18 protein-coding genes are annotated in these 17,136 nt (G+C 37.9%); 13 read left to right on the forward strand and 5 right to left on the reverse strand.

The window, feature by feature from the left end:
• Window positions 1-74: 74 nt before the first annotated feature.
• The 5 genes from plsX to rsgA all read left to right on the forward strand — a co-directional run bounded on the left by plsX (window position 75) and on the right by rsgA (window position 5,479).
• Window positions 75-1,016 (forward strand): phosphate acyltransferase PlsX, encoded by a 942-nt coding sequence (plsX, locus tag REI64_RS02580; protein WP_308848527.1) that lies wholly within the window; start codon window positions 75-77, stop codon window positions 1,014-1,016.
• Between the two features lie 13 nt (window positions 1,017-1,029).
• On the forward strand, window positions 1,030-2,025 hold the full coding sequence (locus REI64_RS02585) for a beta-ketoacyl-ACP synthase III (RefSeq protein WP_308848528.1): 996 nt from the start codon (window positions 1,030-1,032) through the stop codon (window positions 2,023-2,025).
• Window positions 2,026-2,158: 133 nt separating this feature from the next.
• Window positions 2,159-2,644 carry an acetyl-CoA carboxylase biotin carboxyl carrier protein gene (accB, locus tag REI64_RS02590; protein WP_308848529.1) on the forward strand — a complete coding sequence of 162 codons (486 nt, stop codon included), beginning with the start codon at window positions 2,159-2,161 and terminating at the stop codon, window positions 2,642-2,644.
• Window positions 2,645-2,741: 97 nt separating this feature from the next.
• Window positions 2,742-4,082: an acetyl-CoA carboxylase biotin carboxylase subunit gene (gene accC, locus REI64_RS02595; protein WP_308848530.1), complete on the forward strand. Its 1,341-nt coding sequence runs from the start codon at window positions 2,742-2,744 to the stop codon at window positions 4,080-4,082.
• Between the two features lie 476 nt (window positions 4,083-4,558).
• Window positions 4,559-5,479, forward strand: coding sequence for a ribosome small subunit-dependent GTPase A (rsgA, locus tag REI64_RS02600; RefSeq protein ID WP_308848785.1), 921 nt, complete (start codon window positions 4,559-4,561; stop codon window positions 5,477-5,479).
• A 65-nt stretch (window positions 5,480-5,544) separates the two neighbouring features.
• Here the strand turns inward: rsgA and REI64_RS02605 are convergent, their stop codons facing one another.
• The 5 genes from REI64_RS02605 to REI64_RS02625 form a co-directional block, all read right to left on the reverse strand.
• A complete protein-coding gene (locus REI64_RS02605) occupies window positions 5,545-6,021 on the reverse strand; it encodes a hypothetical protein (RefSeq protein ID WP_308848531.1) in 477 nt (158 codons plus the stop codon).
• A gap of 48 nt (window positions 6,022-6,069) precedes the next feature.
• On the reverse strand, window positions 6,070-6,600 hold the full coding sequence (locus REI64_RS02610) for a GNAT family N-acetyltransferase (RefSeq protein WP_308848532.1): 531 nt from the start codon (window positions 6,598-6,600) through the stop codon (window positions 6,070-6,072).
• 432 nt (window positions 6,601-7,032) lie between these two features.
• Window positions 7,033-7,692 carry a phosphatidylserine decarboxylase family protein gene (locus REI64_RS02615; RefSeq protein WP_308848533.1) on the reverse strand — a complete coding sequence of 220 codons (660 nt, stop codon included), beginning with the start codon at window positions 7,690-7,692 and terminating at the stop codon, window positions 7,033-7,035.
• A gap of 438 nt (window positions 7,693-8,130) precedes the next feature.
• Complete coding sequence (gene hpt, locus REI64_RS02620) at window positions 8,131-8,670, reverse strand: hypoxanthine phosphoribosyltransferase (protein WP_308848534.1); 540 nt, start codon at window positions 8,668-8,670, stop codon at window positions 8,131-8,133.
• On the reverse strand, window positions 8,660-10,819 hold the full coding sequence (locus tag REI64_RS02625; protein ID WP_308848535.1) for a transglycosylase domain-containing protein: 2,160 nt from the start codon (window positions 10,817-10,819) through the stop codon (window positions 8,660-8,662). The genes hpt and REI64_RS02625 overlap by 11 nt, the downstream gene beginning before the upstream one ends.
• Window positions 10,820-11,009: 190 nt before the next feature.
• On the opposite strand from REI64_RS02625, the gene REI64_RS02630 reads away from it, so the two are divergent.
• The 8 genes from REI64_RS02630 (at window position 11,010) to REI64_RS02665 (ending at window position 16,985) form a co-directional block, all read left to right on the forward strand.
• Complete coding sequence (locus tag REI64_RS02630; RefSeq protein WP_308848536.1) at window positions 11,010-12,089, forward strand: Mrp/NBP35 family ATP-binding protein; 1,080 nt, start codon at window positions 11,010-11,012, stop codon at window positions 12,087-12,089.
• 35 nt (window positions 12,090-12,124) lie between these two features.
• Window positions 12,125-12,370 (forward strand): NifU family protein, encoded by a 246-nt coding sequence (locus tag REI64_RS02635; protein ID WP_308848537.1) that lies wholly within the window; start codon window positions 12,125-12,127, stop codon window positions 12,368-12,370.
• An 88-nt stretch (window positions 12,371-12,458) separates the two neighbouring features.
• Window positions 12,459-13,100 carry a hypothetical protein gene (locus REI64_RS02640; protein ID WP_308848538.1) on the forward strand — a complete coding sequence of 214 codons (642 nt, stop codon included), beginning with the start codon at window positions 12,459-12,461 and terminating at the stop codon, window positions 13,098-13,100.
• Between the two features lie 2 nt (window positions 13,101-13,102).
• Window positions 13,103-13,672, forward strand: coding sequence for a hypothetical protein (locus tag REI64_RS02645; protein WP_308848539.1), 570 nt, complete (start codon window positions 13,103-13,105; stop codon window positions 13,670-13,672).
• Window positions 13,673-13,793: 121 nt separating this feature from the next.
• Complete coding sequence (locus REI64_RS02650; RefSeq protein WP_308848540.1) at window positions 13,794-14,405, forward strand: hypothetical protein; 612 nt, start codon at window positions 13,794-13,796, stop codon at window positions 14,403-14,405.
• Window positions 14,406-14,546: 141 nt separating this feature from the next.
• Window positions 14,547-15,110: an RNA polymerase sigma factor gene (locus REI64_RS02655; RefSeq protein WP_308848541.1), complete on the forward strand. Its 564-nt coding sequence runs from the start codon at window positions 14,547-14,549 to the stop codon at window positions 15,108-15,110.
• A complete protein-coding gene (locus REI64_RS02660) occupies window positions 15,100-15,891 on the forward strand; it encodes a HEAT repeat domain-containing protein (protein WP_308848542.1) in 792 nt (263 codons plus the stop codon). The genes REI64_RS02655 and REI64_RS02660 overlap by 11 nt, the downstream gene beginning before the upstream one ends.
• A 68-nt stretch (window positions 15,892-15,959) precedes the next feature.
• The gene (locus REI64_RS02665) at window positions 15,960-16,985 is read left to right on the forward strand and encodes a hypothetical protein (protein ID WP_308848543.1); all 1,026 of its coding nucleotides are present in this window, start codon (window positions 15,960-15,962) and stop codon (window positions 16,983-16,985) included.
• The last annotated feature ends 151 nt before the right edge of the window (window positions 16,986-17,136 follow it).

Here is a 17,136-nt window from a genome sequence, read left to right on the forward strand (position 1 = left end):
TTTCCATTAGTTTAAGATTAACTTAGCCTAATAGAAATAAAGGCCTTTGGCTTTAACACAAAAGATTTTTTACTATGAAAATAGGTCTCGATATTATGGGTGGAGACTATGCTCCCAAAGCTATTGTTTTGGGAGCAATAGCTGCCCATCAATCACTGTCTGCTAATGAGCAATTGGTGCTAATTGGCGATACACAGCAGATTAAACCTCTTCTTTCTGAGCAAGGATTCAACCCGGATCACTTCGAATATGTACATACCGAAGAAGTTATTGGTATGGGCGAACATGCTACGAAAGCAATTCTTCAAAAACCCAATTCTAGCATTTCTGTAGGCTTCCAATTATTAAAGGAAGGCAAGATAGATTCATTTGCAAGCGCAGGTAATTCTGGTGCTATGTTGGTTGGTGCTGTTTTCAGCGTAAAACCAATTGCAGGTATCTCTAGGCCTTGTTTATGTACTATTGTACCTAAATTAAAGGGCGGCGTTGGCTTGCTTTTAGATGTAGGTGCCAATGCAGATTGTAAACCAGATAACCTTTTGGAATTTGGCGTTTTGGGCAGTTTGTATGCAGAACATATCATGCAAATTGAAAACCCTAAGGTGGCTTTGATGAACATTGGCGAAGAAGACGAAAAAGGTAATATGCTTACCTTAGCCAGTCATCGTTTAATGAAAGAAAAGGCAACTTTCAACTTTGTGGGCAACGTAGAAGGTAGAGATTTGTTTAACGACAAAGCTGATGTGATTGTTTGCGATGGTTTTACCGGAAATATCATGCTGAAATTGGCAGAATCGTTCTACGTACTTACCATTAAAAAAGGATTGAAAGACGAGTTTTTTGACCGTTTCAATTACGAAAACTATGGTGGCAGCCCTGTTTTAGGAGTAAATGCACCAGTTTTAATTGGACATGGCATATCGAGCCCAGAAGCTGTGAAGAACATGATCTTCCAATCTAGGGATATGATTAATACTGGATTGGTTGGCAAAATACAAGCCGCATTCCAACAATAAACTAACAAAGAAAATGAGTAAAATTCACGCTGCTATTACCGCAGTTAATGGTTACGTTCCTGATTATGTTTTAACTAACAAGGAGCTAGAAACAATCGTTGATACTAATGACGAATGGATAACTACCAGAACGGGTATTAAAGAGCGCAGAATATTAAAAGGCGAAGGTTTGGGTACTTCGGATATGGCTGTGCCTGCCGTAAACGGTCTTTTGAAAAAAAGAGGTATCGATGCTACAGAAATTGACCTTATCATTTTTTGCACCACTACTCCAGATTTTACTTTCCCGGCAACAGCAAATGTACTTGCCGACAAAATTGGTGCGGTAAATGCTTGGGGCTACGACCTACAGGCTGCCTGCTCTGGTTTTGTGTTCGGTTTAACTACAGGTGCTCAATTCATCGAATCGGGCAAGCACAAAAAAGTATTGGTAGTTGGTGGCGATAAAATGTCTTCAATTATCAATTACGAAGACCGTGCCACTTGTATCATTTTTGGTGATGGCTGCGGTTGCGCATTATTAGAACCAAACGAAGAAGGTTTAGGTGTACAGGATTCGATTTTAAGAAGTGATGGTTCTGGCGGTAAATACTTAGGCATGAAAGCGGGTGGTTCTGTTAAACCTGCTACTCACGAAAGCATTGATGCCAAAGAACACTTTGCTTATCAAGAAGGGCAAACCGTATTTAAATTTGCTGTAACAAATATGGCAGATGTGGCTGCAGAAATCATGGAAAGAAATAGTCTTTCTGCTGATGATGTAGCTTGGCTAGTTCCTCATCAAGCTAATAAACGTATTATAGATGCTACTGCTTCTAGAATGGGCGTTAGCAGCGAAAAAGTAATGGTAAACATTGAGCGTTACGGAAATACCACTAATGGCACCATTCCACTTTGTTTATGGGAATGGGAAAAAGATCTCAAAAAAGGCGACAACATTATTATTGCTGCTTTTGGCGGAGGCTTTACTTGGGGTTCGGTTTATCTTAAATGGGCTTATAACAGTTAATTTTTTTTAGCTGATGGTTAGATAGTTGATAGACTATAGACTATTAGCCATTAACTATGAACAGAAAATAAAAAATCCTTACCTTCGCTAATTCAAACAAGACACAACAATTATTTAACATAACCAAAAGAGAATGGATATTAAACAAATTCAGGAACTTATAAAATTTGTTTCTCGGTCGGGAGTAAATGAAGTTTCTTTAGAGCAAGAAAACTTCAAAATTACCATTAAAACTAACCAAAATCCAGTTTATGTAAATGCGGCAGTACCGTCAGCTTCAACACAAGTTGTAATGGCGCCACCTGCTCCAGTTGCAGCGCCTGCTCAAGCGGCACCTGCAGCAGCGGCAACAGCTCCAGCTACAGAAGACACATCTAAATACATTACGATAAAATCTCCAATGATTGGTACTTTTTACCGCTCTGCCAGCCCTGAAAAACCTTCGTTTGTAAACGTTGGTGACGAAATTGGCACAGGCAAAGTAGTATGTATCATCGAAGCAATGAAATTATTCAACGAAATTGAAAGCGAAGTTTCTGGGCGTATCGTTAAAATATTGGTAGACAATGCGTCGCCAGTTGAGTACGACCAACCGTTATTCTTAGTTGAACCCATGTAAGAAGTGATTTCACAGATTAAAGGATTACACAGATTTAGGCTATGTTTAAGCATCAGTGTAATCACTAAATCGGTGTTATCATTTTAAAATCGAAGCTATGTTTAAAAAAATATTAATTGCCAACAGGGGCGAAATCGCTTTGCGTATTATCCGTACCTGTAAGGAAATGGGCATTAAAACCGTAGCAGTTTACTCTACAGCTGATAGAGAAAGCTTACACGTTCGTTTTGCCGATGAGGCTGTTTGTATTGGTCCACCACCAAGCAAAGACTCTTATTTAAGTATCCCAAACATCATATCTGCAGCAGAATTAACTAATGCAGATGCCATACACCCAGGTTACGGTTTCTTGTCTGAGAATGCGAAGTTCTCATCAGTTTGCCGCGATTACGGAATTAAATTTATCGGAGCTACGCCGGAGCAAATCAACGATATGGGTGATAAATCATCGGCCAAAGAAACGATGAAAAAAGCTGGTGTTCCAACCATCCCTGGATCTGAGGGCTTATTGGAAAGCGTAAAAGAAGGCATTAAGTTAGCCAACGAAATGGGCTATCCGGTAATCTTGAAAGCTACTGCTGGTGGTGGTGGCCGTGGTATGCGTGTAGTTTGGAAAGATGAAGAATTCGAAAACGCTTGGGACAGTGCACGTCAAGAATCTGGTGCAGCTTTTGGTAATGATGGTCTTTATCTAGAAAAATACATCGAAGATCCTCGCCACATCGAAATCCAAGTAATTGGAGATCAATTCGGTAAAGCTTGCCACTTGTCAGAAAGAGATTGTTCTATCCAACGTCGCCACCAAAAATTGGTAGAAGAAGCTCCTTCTCCTTTTATGACCGACGAATTGCGTGAAAAAATGGGTGAAGCGGCCATTAAAGGTGCTTTAGCTGTACAATATGAAGGTGCTGGAACTATCGAGTTCTTGGTAGACAAACACCGTAATTTCTACTTTATGGAGATGAATACGCGTATCCAAGTAGAGCATCCGGTTACGGAAGAGGTAATTAACTTCGATTTGATTAAAGAGCAGATTAAAGTAGCGGCAGGTATTCCAATTTCTGGCAAAAATTATATGCCAGATATGCACGCTATCGAATGTCGTATCAATGCGGAAGATCCTTTTAACAACTTCCGCCCGTCACCAGGAAAAATTACTAATTTCCACTCGCCAGGTGGTCATGGTGTGCGTGTAGATACACACGTTTATGCAGGTTATCAAATTCCGCCTAACTACGATTCGATGATTGCTAAGCTAATTTGTGTTGCTCAAACTAGAGAAGAAGCAATATGTACCATGGAGCGTGCTTTAAGTGAGTTCGTAATTGAAGGCATTAAAACTACCATTCCATTCCATTTGAAATTGATGAAAGACCCTAACTTTAGAGCCGGTAACTTTACCACTAAGTTTATGGAAACTTTCGATCTATCGGAATAAGAAATACTAAAACTTTAGAAGATGCCTCGACAAATTGTTGGGGCATTTTCGTTTTTAAAATAAATCACCTTAGACACCTAAGAAAATCTAAGTTTTTAAAATGCTTTAGACTTAAGTGTGCTAAGGTGCCTTAGGTGGTAAAATAAATACTGAGCATAGTTAAGCAAATTGTCGGGGCATTTCTTTTTTTGCCCTCCGAATTATCGGAGCAAGCTCTCTCTGCCTTCGGCATCTATTAATAGTTGTTAATTTCTATTTTGATATTAATGAGCTCGCTACGCATCGGTTCTCCCCGAAAGAGAGAGAAAATAAAATAGCTTATGACAGTGCAAATTGCATAAGCACCTAGTATCTCCCTTTGGAGGGATAATTAAAGAGGGAGGAAAATTTTATTCTTAAGTGCGCTAAGGTGTCTTAGGTGGTAAAATAAATTATTGAGTAGGTTGAGCGTTAACTTTCGTAACTTTACGCAAAATATGCAGGGATTAGTCATTAAATCTACAGGAAGTTGGTATCAAGTATTTGCCGAAGATGGCAACACCTATTCATGCCGAATTAAAGGAAAGTTTAGGATCAAAGGTATCCAAACCACCAACCCTATTGCCGTTGGCGACCAAGTAGATTTTGAACTTGAACCTAATGCAGACACCGGCGTAATTGATAAATTGCACGATCGTAAAAACTACATCATCCGTAAGTCTATTAACTTAAGCAAGCAATCACAAATTATTGCTGCAAACTTAGACCAAGCTTTTTTGATTGTTACATTAGCTTCTCCCCGCACCTCTTTAGGTTTTATCGACAGATTTTTGGTTGTTGCCGAGGCTTATGATATCCCAACCTCCCTAGTATTTAACAAGCTCGATTTATATAGCGAAGACGGTTTGGAAATATTAGCTGATTACAAATCGATTTATGAAAACATTGGCTATCCATGCTACGAAGTTTCGGCTTTGGAAGGCACCAATATCCCTCAAATTGAAGCATTGCTGAAAGATAAAACTACTTTGTTCTCTGGCCACTCGGGTGTTGGAAAATCGAGTTTAATCAATGCGATCCTACCTGATTTTGAATTAAAAACTGGAGAAGTTAGTGAATGGAGTGATAAAGGTCAGCATACGACAACTTTTGCCGAAATGCACAACCTGCCTTTTGGCGGCTATTTGGTAGATACGCCAGGAATTAGAGAATTGGGCATTGTAGACATCGAAAAAGAAGAACTGAGCCACTTTTTCGTGGAGATGAGAGAAAGACTTAACCAATGCCGATTTAATAACTGCAGGCATATTAACGAGCCTGGTTGCGCCGTTGTCAAAGCTGTAGAAGAAGGAGAAATTGAACCTTCTCGCTACGATAGCTACCAAAGCATCTATTTCGGCAACGATACGAGAGCTTAGGCAGTGGCTAGGATTTAGTATTAGCAGTTCGTATAAACATCAAGTACTTTATACAAACCGATTAACTATTTTATCAGTTGAGCTTTTGCATCAAATCTTGGCATTACCATAGCATACTCTTTAATTACTTTCACGACACCTTCTGTGCCGTCTGCAAAGTTTGTATCATTATCATCAGCTAAAAATATTTTGCCTTTTTCAAAAAACAACGAGTAATAAGGGTAACTTCGTTCTTCCGGGTCATTGAAAGGCACAAGAACTCTAACATTATTTAAGTCTGAAAATATTTTACCTATATATATTTGTCTTTGTTCATAATCTTCATTTGGTGTCCTATAAATACAAATTTGAAACCTTAGCTCAAATTTTTCTTCAGAATATAAAGAATTAAAAAATATATGTTTCGGATTATTAAAGTCTAAATCAACAGGAGGGTCCTCATTAAAGTCATAGTAAAAAACTGTCAAGTCGGGAAAAATTTGCTTCAAGCTATTTAGTATGTCTTTAACATCCATTATTTCATCTAAATATATATCTTCCATAAGTCTTTGATTAATGCTTTATAAATGTGAACACCAAGTCTTTGCTCTTTATTCCTTGTTCCTTAATCTAATTTCAAACAAATTCAAAGTAATACCTTCATAATGCTTAGGCAAACCGCTGTTTGGAGCTATTTTAATTTCGCCAACATGGTTAAAACCGCAGCTAGTGTAATATTTCAACAAACGCTCATTATCTGCCCAAGTATCCATACGTATGTAATCTAATGGCTTGGTTTTACTGTATCCCTTTACCCAATCGATAATGACCTTCACAAAACCATAACCACGATATTCGGGATGCGTTACAATACGATGAATGTATACCGCACCCTCATCGTCTTTACCTAACCAAATCTGCGGATCGCTGTAAGTTACGGCAAAAATGCCAGCCACCTTTCCATCTACCAAAATTTTATACTGCCTACCATCAGCAATTTCCTCCTTCACCAATTCCCTATCGAAACCTTGCCATTGCTTAGATGAAACCTTTTTTTGATGCTCAATGGCCAAATCGTAAAACTCGAAAATGGTATCGATATCATTTGGCGTACTGTTAAGTACCTGATTGGAATTTTGCATGGTCAAAAATAGTAAAGATTTTTTTGAAGCGCAGTTACAGTACAAATATTTACATCTGTCCTTCTTTTCGCTATATTTCAAACTCGCTATTGCTCGTTCAATGTCATTAAGTTAAGGAATTAAAAGACCTCGAAGAGGTCAAATATTTATAGAAATAATAAGTAAAATGCCATTCGACCCCGATGGGGTCGAACAAAAACGCTAGCAATTCATGCGCTATAAACATTAGAATCCTACGGATTCTCTTAACTTAATGACATTGATCGCTCGTTTGAAGATGCCGCTACAATAAGGGCTATGAACCTGGGTCTGTACAAAGCAAACCCCCTCATCATGCCTCGCAATGAATGAGAACTTAACCCTCTATACGACAATAAAAAAGCCTTGCAAGTATCAACTCACAAGGCTCTCGAATATCTATTTAAGCAGAAACTAGCTCAATTCACCCAACACTGTAATTCCACCTTTAACAACTTGGTTAAGTTCTAAATTAATTTTAGTACCTAATGGCAAGAAAAGATCTACCCTAGAGCCAAATTTAATAAAACCGAATTGCTCGTTTTGTGTAACCTGATCGCCTTCTTTCACATACCAAACAATACGACGGGCCAATGCACCAGCAATTTGACGGTACAACACCGGCGCACCGTTTTGATGTTCTACAACAACTGTTGTACGTTCGTTCTCAGTACTCGATTTAGGGTTCCAAGCAGCTAAATATTTACCTGGATGGTATTTGAAGAACTTAACCACTCCAGAAATTGGGTTACGGTTAATATGCACATTTACTGGCGACATAAAGATAGAAACCTGTAAACGTCTGTCTTTAAAATACTCGCCTTCTTCAGTCTCTTCAATTACTACCACTTTACCGTCTGCAGGGCAAATAATCAAATTATCGCCATTGGTAAAAGTACGCTTCGGATTTCTAAAGAACTGCAGTACCGTAACAAACAATGCGAAAGAAAGGATGTAAACAAACCATCTTAGCACAAACATATCAGCAAATCTATATTCTACTACGGCATTGATGATAAATATAAAAAGTACGGTCAGGGCAATTGAGGTATATCCTTCTTTATGTATGGTCATTTGATTTACGAATTACGATTTTAACTATCCCGAGTGCTACACACAGGAATGATTTCATCTGGTTTTTAGTTACCTGCAAAACTCGTAAAAATTTATCACTTTTTGTAGGGCTTTTTGAGCTACAGGCATAGGTTTTTATTTATCAAACCGCCCGATAGCTATCCCATCGTGTGGACACAAGTCCGGCCATCTAGCGTCATTCCCGTGAAAACGGGAATCTTAAAGCGGCTAATGGGCTTGCTAATTGCATTACGATTCCCGCCTACGCGGGAATGACGACCTTTTCAATGGAAGTACAAAAGATGTGTCGACACGATAGGATAGCTATGGGGAGAAGTGGAAATACTTTTTGGCACGTCACAAACGCATGTGAGAAATCTCCAGACCAAACACTTCTATGCAACAGATTTCTCATATGCGTTCGAAATGACGAAAGCCTTAAATAGCCCTATAGATATGGTTCAAGTTTCTACCCAAACCATCGTAATCTAAACCATAACCAACAACAAACTCATTCGGGATTTCGAAACCGATGTAACTCAAATTCTCTACCTCTTCTTTCAAAGCATCTGGCTTAAAAAGCAAGGTACAAATTGCAACAGATGCAGGTTCTTGTTCGTGGATTTTAGAAAGAATGTACTTCATCGTTAAACCGCTATCTATAATGTCTTCTACAATGATAATATCGCGGTCTTTGAGATTCTGCGGCATTCCAAACGCATCTTTTACCGCACCGGTGCTTGTGGCGCCATGGTAAGAAGCAACTTTGACAAACTCAGTTTCGCAAGCTAAATCAATTTCTTTCATCAGCTCTGCGATAAAAAGAAAACTGCCATTTAGCACGCCAATAAAAACTGGATTTCTATTTTCGTAATCAACATTGAGCTGGATTGCCATTAAACGAATGCGCTTAGCAATTGCCTCTTCTTCTAGCAACAACTCAAATTCCTTATCATGAACAGTTACGTTAGTTTCCATTTTTCTCCTCTTCTTTTTGTCGCCTGCGCTCCTCTCTTCGGTCTTGCCTTAACTGCTTTTTGGTTTTTGCAGTATCGGTACCGGGCTGTACTTTAACGGTATCTTTCTTTGCAGCACCTCCAAACAAACGGTCAAAAAGGTTCTTCGATTTATCTTGCATACCTTCTGGAGTCATCATGTCATCTTCACCAATATCAACTGCATTAGTGTCTATGGTGGTAGAGTCTGGCAGTAAATATTGACGTAAACCTTCACGTAAACGCACATCGTAAAAACCATAACCAGTACTGTCTGCAGGCGCCAAACCACGGCGGGCCATGATATTTCCGATATATCTAAAGTATGGCAGCAAATAACCTTTTAAACTACCATTACTCATAAACTTGTATAGTGCAACCTTAGGCTTGGGAACTATATTCGCCAAGAAAATGCCTTCACCTAAACTTAATTGCGACGGCGTTTTACCAAAATAATGCCTAGAAGCTTCTCCAATTCCGTACACATTATTACCCATTTCAATAATATTGAAATAAACTTCGAGCATACGAGATTTACTCACCAAACGATTATTCTCGATGAGCCAAACAATCAGAATTTCCTCCGCTTTGCGAACCAAGGTTTTCTTCCTGCTAAGGAAAACATTTTTAACCAACTGCATGGAAATGGTACTTCCGCCTCGTTTAAATTTCTTCTCTTTAAAGTTTACGGCGATAGATTTTCGGATAGATTCTTCTACAAAGCCCTTGTGCCTAAAAAACGATGGATCTTCTGCAGTTAACAACGCATTTTTAAAATTTGGAGAAATATCATCCAACCTAGTAAAGTTAGGATTTGATGGGCCAATGGTGATATTTCGCATTGGCTTGCCGTACTCGTAGGGCGTATAAACAAAATCTGAGTTGATTTTGGTAAGGTCTGTTTTACCAAATTGCAGCACCTTAAAGTCGGTTGGAGTTAATGTAGAACTAAATCTTACACTATCTGGCGTTTTGGTGTCCAAATGGAAATCTAAGCTGTATTTCAGTTTACCCTGCACTTTAATACCATCTAACGATTCGAACAAACCTACCGGAAAAGAATTGAAAATAGCTTGCGCATCTTGCTCTGGTGCATTCAATTTCATCTCATAGATTTTGTTCGGCGAAAGTGTGTATTTCAAGTAAGGATGGATAGAAGCATCACGCAGATGAACTGTTGAGGTGCTATCTAAACACACAAAATTTTCCCCAATTAACATATCTGCTTCTACTCTAGCATCGGGAACAATGATGTCTTCTGCCGAGATACGAGGTTGGTTAATCAATAAATTTTTGATAGCCCAAGACCCGGAAATTTTATAATCTCCACCGCTAAAGCGAGCATCTTTCATTTGGGTTCTTACCGTATCAAACTTGATTTTGGTGTGCAGCTTATTTTCTAGATAAGGGAGTTCTACCTTCTTGCCATCGGCAAATAATATCACATCTAATTGCTTATCTCCAGGATCTAATTCGCCATTAACATGCCAAACCGCAGCGGTATCATTTACCTTAATAGTCGATTTTAATTCGCCACCATCAATGGTTGCTGTGGTAGTTAGAAATTTCACGAAGGCAGTATCGTTATCGTTTAACTGCATCATAAAATTATTGATTTCCATATCATCAGGTATCTTATAAAAAACCTGATTTAGCAAATTGCTAGCTATCTCACTTAAATCTACCTTGCTTTTAGTAGTGGTGCTGTCTTTTTTCTTTCTTTTAAGGATAAAATCGATGTTGGTTAGCGTATCACGCATTACTACATTTAATTTACCATCCTTCAAAGTCACTTCAGAAAGCTTTACATCGCCAAATAGTAATGGAAAAATCTTTACACCAACGGTGATATCGTTAATAGTGGTTAAGGTATCTCTATCCTTGGGCACCACAGACACTTGGTTCATGTGTACGCTACTTAGCCCTTTAAAGCCGTATTCGCCAATTTTAACCGTTAAACCGTAGTCTTTTTCAGCTTTGCTGATGGCCTTAGCCACCATTTTATTGAGCAACGCTTCTCTTTTAGAGTAGGCTATTGCCCCACCAGCAACTAATATTAATGCAAATACGCCCAACACCCAAGCGCCAATTTTCAAATATTTTTTAGGGATCTTAATTTTCGGTATTTGCATATATCTATATAGAAATCATTATTTTAACAAACGCATAAAGCAAATGTTTAGTTCACGTTTTTTCAATGGAATTTACCAATTATAACCACTTTCACAAAATGGGTGTCAACGGCGGCTCATTTTGTGCTAAAAATACAACAAAAAGCTAGATACAAAATTATTTGTAGCTTATGTTTAGTAATTTTGCGGCATGATAATTACCGAAGAAAAAGTTTTAGCTGCACTTAGTCATGTAGAAGACCCAGACTTGAAAAAAGACCTGGTTACTTTGAAGATGATTAAGGATGTTAAAATTGAAGATAAAAAAGTTTCTTTTACGCTTGAATTGACAACTCCTGCCTGCCCTATGAAAGAGATGTTGAAGAATGCCTGTACCAATGCCGTAAAGCATTTTGTAGACGCAGCAGCAGAAATCGACATCAATATTACCTCTAGGGTAACTAAGCCAGTTGATACTAGTCAGCTGAAAGCAATTAAAAACATTATCTTAATTTCTTCGGGCAAAGGTGGTGTTGGAAAATCTACAGTATCGAGCAACTTAGCCGTTACATTAGCAGCAGACGGTGCTAAAGTTGGTTTAATAGATGCAGACATTTATGGGCCATCGGTACCAATTATGTTCGATTTAGTTGGTGCTAAACCTAGTGCCAAAGAAACTTCAGATGGCAAAACCTTAATTCTTCCGATAGAGAAATATGGCATTAAGCTACTTTCTCTTGGTTTCTTCTCAGATCCAGATCAGCCTGTGCCATGGCGTGGACCAATGGCTTCTAATGCTATCAAACAACTATTTAATGATGCCGATTGGGGAGAATTAGATTATTTACTAATTGATTTGCCTCCTGGCACGGGAGATATCCATATCACAATTTGTCAGAGTTTCCCTATTGCCGGAGCGGTAATAGTAACTACGCCACAACAAGTTGCCCTTGCCGATACAACAAAAGGGTTAAAGATGTTCAGTATGCCAGGAATTAACATTCCAGTTTTAGGTGTAGTAGAGAACATGGCTTATTTTACCCCAGAAGAGTTGCCAGAAAACAAATACTATATTTTTGGCAAAGATGGTGGTAAAGAGCTAGCACAACGTTTTGAAGTGCCATTTTTAGGCGAAATCCCATTAGTGCAGGGCATTACCGAAGCAGGAGATAAAGGCGCTCCGATTTCTTTGCAAAAAGATCATCCGCAAGCAGCTTCATTTAAAGAAATTGCTGGAAAAATTGCACAACAGATTTCCATACACAATGCACAGCAAATGGCTAATTGCTAAATTTTTATTACTTTTATCTTTTTAAAATTAACAACATGGATTTAACAGCACGAGTAGAGCAAGCTTTAGAAAGTATCAGACCATATCTGATAGCCGATGGGGGAAATGTAGCTATTGAAGAAATTACATCAGATAACATTGTAAAAGTTAAATTGTTGGGCAACTGTGGTTCTTGTAAAATGAGCTTTATGACTATGAAAGCAGGAATTGAGCAAGCTATCATGAAGGATGTGCCCGAAATTAAAGGTGTACAAGCAGTTGATTTAGCCGAACAAGCGTAAGAGAGCGTAAAGAGCGTAACACTTTTAACACAATTTAACCAAATAGAAACTCCATAGCATATACATTTGTTATATTATTGTATTACAGATGAGATATTCCTTAGCCATCATATTATTATTTTTTGTAAGCTCGGTTTTTGCACAAGATAAAACCCAGCCAAACAAACTGATTCAGTTCTCTGGTATTGTTACCGATGCTGATAGCAATATGGTTGTACCCTATGTTACCATCACCAACTTGAGCAATAAGGGACAAAAGTACGCTGCAAATTATCAAGGTTTTTTTTCGTTTGTAGTAAATCCGGGAGATACGGTGATGTTCTCGGCAGTAGGTTTCACTAGCAAAACATTGGTTTTACCTAGAATTGTAGCCGATAACAAGTACACGGCAATGGTTCAAATCAAATCAGAAATCGTTTATCTTAAAACAGTAAGGGTTAATCCTTGGGCTACGGTAGAAGAATTTAACAAAGATTTTTTGGCACTAAAAGTAGCTGATGACGATATGGCTATTGCGAAAAAGAATCTCTCTCGTCAGAGCATTAACGGCATGAAATTAACGCTGCCGAGAGATGGTGGCGAGATTGCAAACTCCAACTATCGTTACAATTTTGATAGGATGATGAACGTGAATATGCGTCAAACCAATCCATTGTTGAACCCATTTGCTTGGGGCAAATTAATGCAGGAGATTTTTAATGGCGATAAAGCCAGAAGTTCGGAACAATAAACATGAATAAAAAACGCTTACTCTACATTTTACCTTTCTTTATTGTTATTTTAAGTTTTTACGGTTGTAAAAAAGAGAATTCAAAACCTACCACATTAATTGGAAGCTGGGAATTAAAAGAAATCTATCTTTCTGAAACGAACAAAACATATCCGTTAGATTCATTTAGAAACATCAATTCCGCTAGCATAACATTCAATTCGGATTCATCTTTTGCTAAAACAGATAATTTTGGCCGGGTTCAAATAGCACCACTTTCAAATAGTACAACTTCCCTAATTGAGTTGTATGATAAGCCTCGACACGCCAAAGCTAGATTTGTAATCTACAATGGATACGAAGAACTGCCAATTACTTCTTCAAAATTTAGCGTTAAAGGAAATATCATCAACTTCGAAACAGCATATAAAGACGCTAATACCACAAGATCTAATAAATTTTTCAATCAATTTGAGCTCAAAAATAATTCGGAGCTGGAAATCTACAACGAAAACTCAATGATCTACAACCAGCAGAGCAATTCGTTTTTCAGCAGTAAAATGAAGTTTATATATAAAAGAAAGAACTTTTAAAAGCTACTCTGCTTACCTTCCAAAAATTAATTTAGATTTTTTTACTTTTCTCGTGCAACAAAACTTCTGCTTTGCCGACTAGATTATAACGTTTTAACCTAACAGACATAATCCACCAAGCATGAAAAATTTAATTCTAATAGTTCTTCTATTCATTTTAGGAAGTTCCAGTTACGCTCAAACAACTGCAACAATAACAAGTAAACGAGGTCTAAATTTCAAAGATTTACAACACATCCTGTATTTTGAAGGAATTAGTCTAGAAAAATTCAATATCAAATCCGCAGACTTAAAAGGGAAAAATTTCCAAATCATTATTAAAGAATACATAAAAGGTACGCTAACAAAAATAGATACAGTATTCAACTCCAGAGAAGACGAATACTTTAGAATTAAATCAGACAGTTTAAATTTTGCCGTGTTAACAAAGATGACCGATAAAAATTACTTTAAAATACATTTTCAATTCGACGGCTTTTCTTCTGCAAGAAAATATCATGTTACCCCTGAAACAGCCGAAAAATTCACTTTAAAAAACTTTTTTGGAGCGAAGCCTCAACTACCAATTGTATTTAGTAAGCTGAATTACGTATTGGCCTATATGACGCCCTACGTTAGACCCGACAAGAGTGAAGCCTATTGCGAGGTAGCCCAATCCGAAATAAATCCCGAAAAATTACATGAAAAATATAAGCTTCCACACTATTTTTTAATCGGAATAAATATAGAGTAGGATTGCTTTAAAAAAAATCAAAAATTTATGCAACAAATCGTGAGCCCGTGCGACTATCATATAGTTAGCAACAAAAAGCTCCGTGAATTAAGTTTATTAATTCGCAGAATTTAAGAAATTAGTAGAAATAAGTTTAACACCTTGCATCTGAGTATCTCTATAAACGAACAAGAATTGGTACAGCAATGTGTAGCCGGCGAAGAAAAAGGCTATGCCATGCTATACAATAAGTACGCAAAACGTATTTACCATGCAGTTTTTAGGGTAATGGGCAATAGTGCCGAAAGCGAAGATATTGTTCAGGAAGCTTTTTGTACGGCTTTTGAGCAGATTGATAGGTTAAAAAACCAAAGCAATTTCGAAGGTTGGGTGAAACGGATTGCTATTAATCAGGCAATATCTGCTTTGAGAAAAAAGAAAATGGTTTTTGCTGACGATAGTCAATTGGAAGCAGTTGCGGATGAAGATGTGGATTTAGACGAAGAGTTTTTGTTTCAATGTCAGGTAGACGATGTGAAGCGAGCGATACAAGAACTGCCTGATGGCTACAGAACTATTGTTTCATTACATCTATTTGAGGATATGGGACAGGAAGAGATTGGTCGAATGCTCGGTATTAACCATACAACAGTACGAAGTCAGTACCACAGAGCGAAGAAAAAGATTTTTACAGCATTAAAAGATAAAGCATACTATGGAACGTGATTTTTTTAAGCGATATGTAGAAGAGCATAGAGATGCCTTCGAAAATGAAGCTTTGCCTCCAAACATGCTGGGCAATATTTTAAACAAGTTAGAAGAACGCAAATCTGTTGAAGCTAACCTAAAACTTGAGGCTGCGCCAAAGAGCCGTAAACTCACCTATACATGGTTGGCCGTAGCGTGCTCGTTATTTATAGTAGCTGGTGCTTATTTGTTTCTTTCGCAAGAAAAGAACGAGTTAACTGCAACGCCGACACAAATTGTTTCAACCAATAATAACAATGTTGAACCAGCTCCATTCTCAATTTTAGAAGAAGTAGAACCTGCTGTTAAGTCTACTAATGCAGTGAAAAAACAGCGAATTTTAGTCGCTCATCAACCCAAAGTAGATGCCCACAAAGAAATTTATACCGGCTTGTCAGACAGTTCATCGGTTGCCAATAGAATGGATGCCATTATTAAAGCCAGCGCTTTGGTTGTGCTGAATGAAAAGATGAAAACGGAACTTTGCAAAACTTTTAGCGACGACAACAATGATAATGTGAGATTAGCAGCCTTAGAGGTTTTATCGAAATTCTCGAACGACAAATATATCCATGAACAGTTAATGGCTGGATTAAGTAAACAAAAAGACCCAATTGTACAATTAGAATTGGTAAAGATAATGGGAAGTAACAGCAACCCAGAAACTACAGATAAATTGATTGCGATGGCCAACAATCCATTTACTGTAGACGCTGTGAAAGAGCAAGTGCACTATGCTCTATTAACAAACAATAATTAAACACACACAGATGAAACCATGATGGTTAAAACACAAGGACCTTCATCAAATTAAAACAAATTATACAGATGAAAAAAATAACGTTAATAGCTTCGGCACTACTTTTAACGGTGGTACAAGCATTTGCCCAAAAAGAATTTAAGCTAGCAAAAAGTAGTGGAAAATTAGTGATTAACAATATCCCTAACTTAAAAGTAGAAGGCTACGACGGAAAGGAAATCATTTTTTCGGCAGCAACCAAAAAAAATGGAAAAACCGAAGACCCGAGAGCGGCTGGCCTAAGCGCTTTGAGCAGCTCTGGTTTTGATAACACGGGTATTGGTATCAGCGTAACAGAAAAAGAAAGTGTTGCTATCGTTTCGCCAGTTGAAAGAGATGTAAAGTTAACGGTGAAACTTCCTCAAGGCGTAGCATTATCTATCAAAACCTCGGGATTTGCACACGGAGATTCAACGGTAATTGTATTGAATAACCTAAAAAGTGAAATTGATGCTTCTACACAGTACGAAAATTTCAATTTAACTAATGTTACCGGTCCTATTAGTTTAAAAAGCCTTTATGGCAATATAGAGGGTAAATTAACACCATCGTTTAAAGGTCCAATTTCTTTGGTTTCGGTATATGGTTTTATAGATGTTACAGTACCAGATCAAGCAAAAGCCAATTTGACGATTAGTTCGCAGTACGAAAACCTTTATGCTGCTAAAGATCTTAAATTGGTGATGGATGAAAACCCTGTACGTGTAAGTGCAGAAGGGCAAAATGTGCAAGTTTACACGGTAGATGGATTTAGCACTAGCACGTCTACGAGTACCACTACCTCAGCTAAATCTAAAAGCAAAACTACTACAACAACGAGCGAAAGTTCTGCAGCACCTTTAGCTGCTACAGTGCCTACACCACCAAACCCAGAAAAACCTGCTGCCCCTAGAAAAACAACCACCATTGTTGGCGATGGAGTATTCAATTTTGCTGCCAGTCCATCTGTTTTTTCTTACGCATTTGGTGGAAGCACCGTAAATGGAAAGTTAAATGGTGGTGGAGAAAAGATTGTTCTTAAATCTACGTATGGTAAAATCTATTTGCGAAAATAAAATCACACAACTATAACAAAAAGCTAGCATCGAGAGATCGCTAGCTTTTTTATTAGAACCGATCTGCAGCAGATTTGAGAGATTTATAAGTATACTAATAGGCAGCAATGCTATCTGAAAGCGGAACTTTAGGGTTCCGCCTATGCGTGAA

This window comes from Pedobacter sp. (genome assembly GCF_031119335.1).
Classification (GTDB): domain Bacteria; phylum Bacteroidota; class Bacteroidia; order Sphingobacteriales; family Sphingobacteriaceae; genus Pedobacter.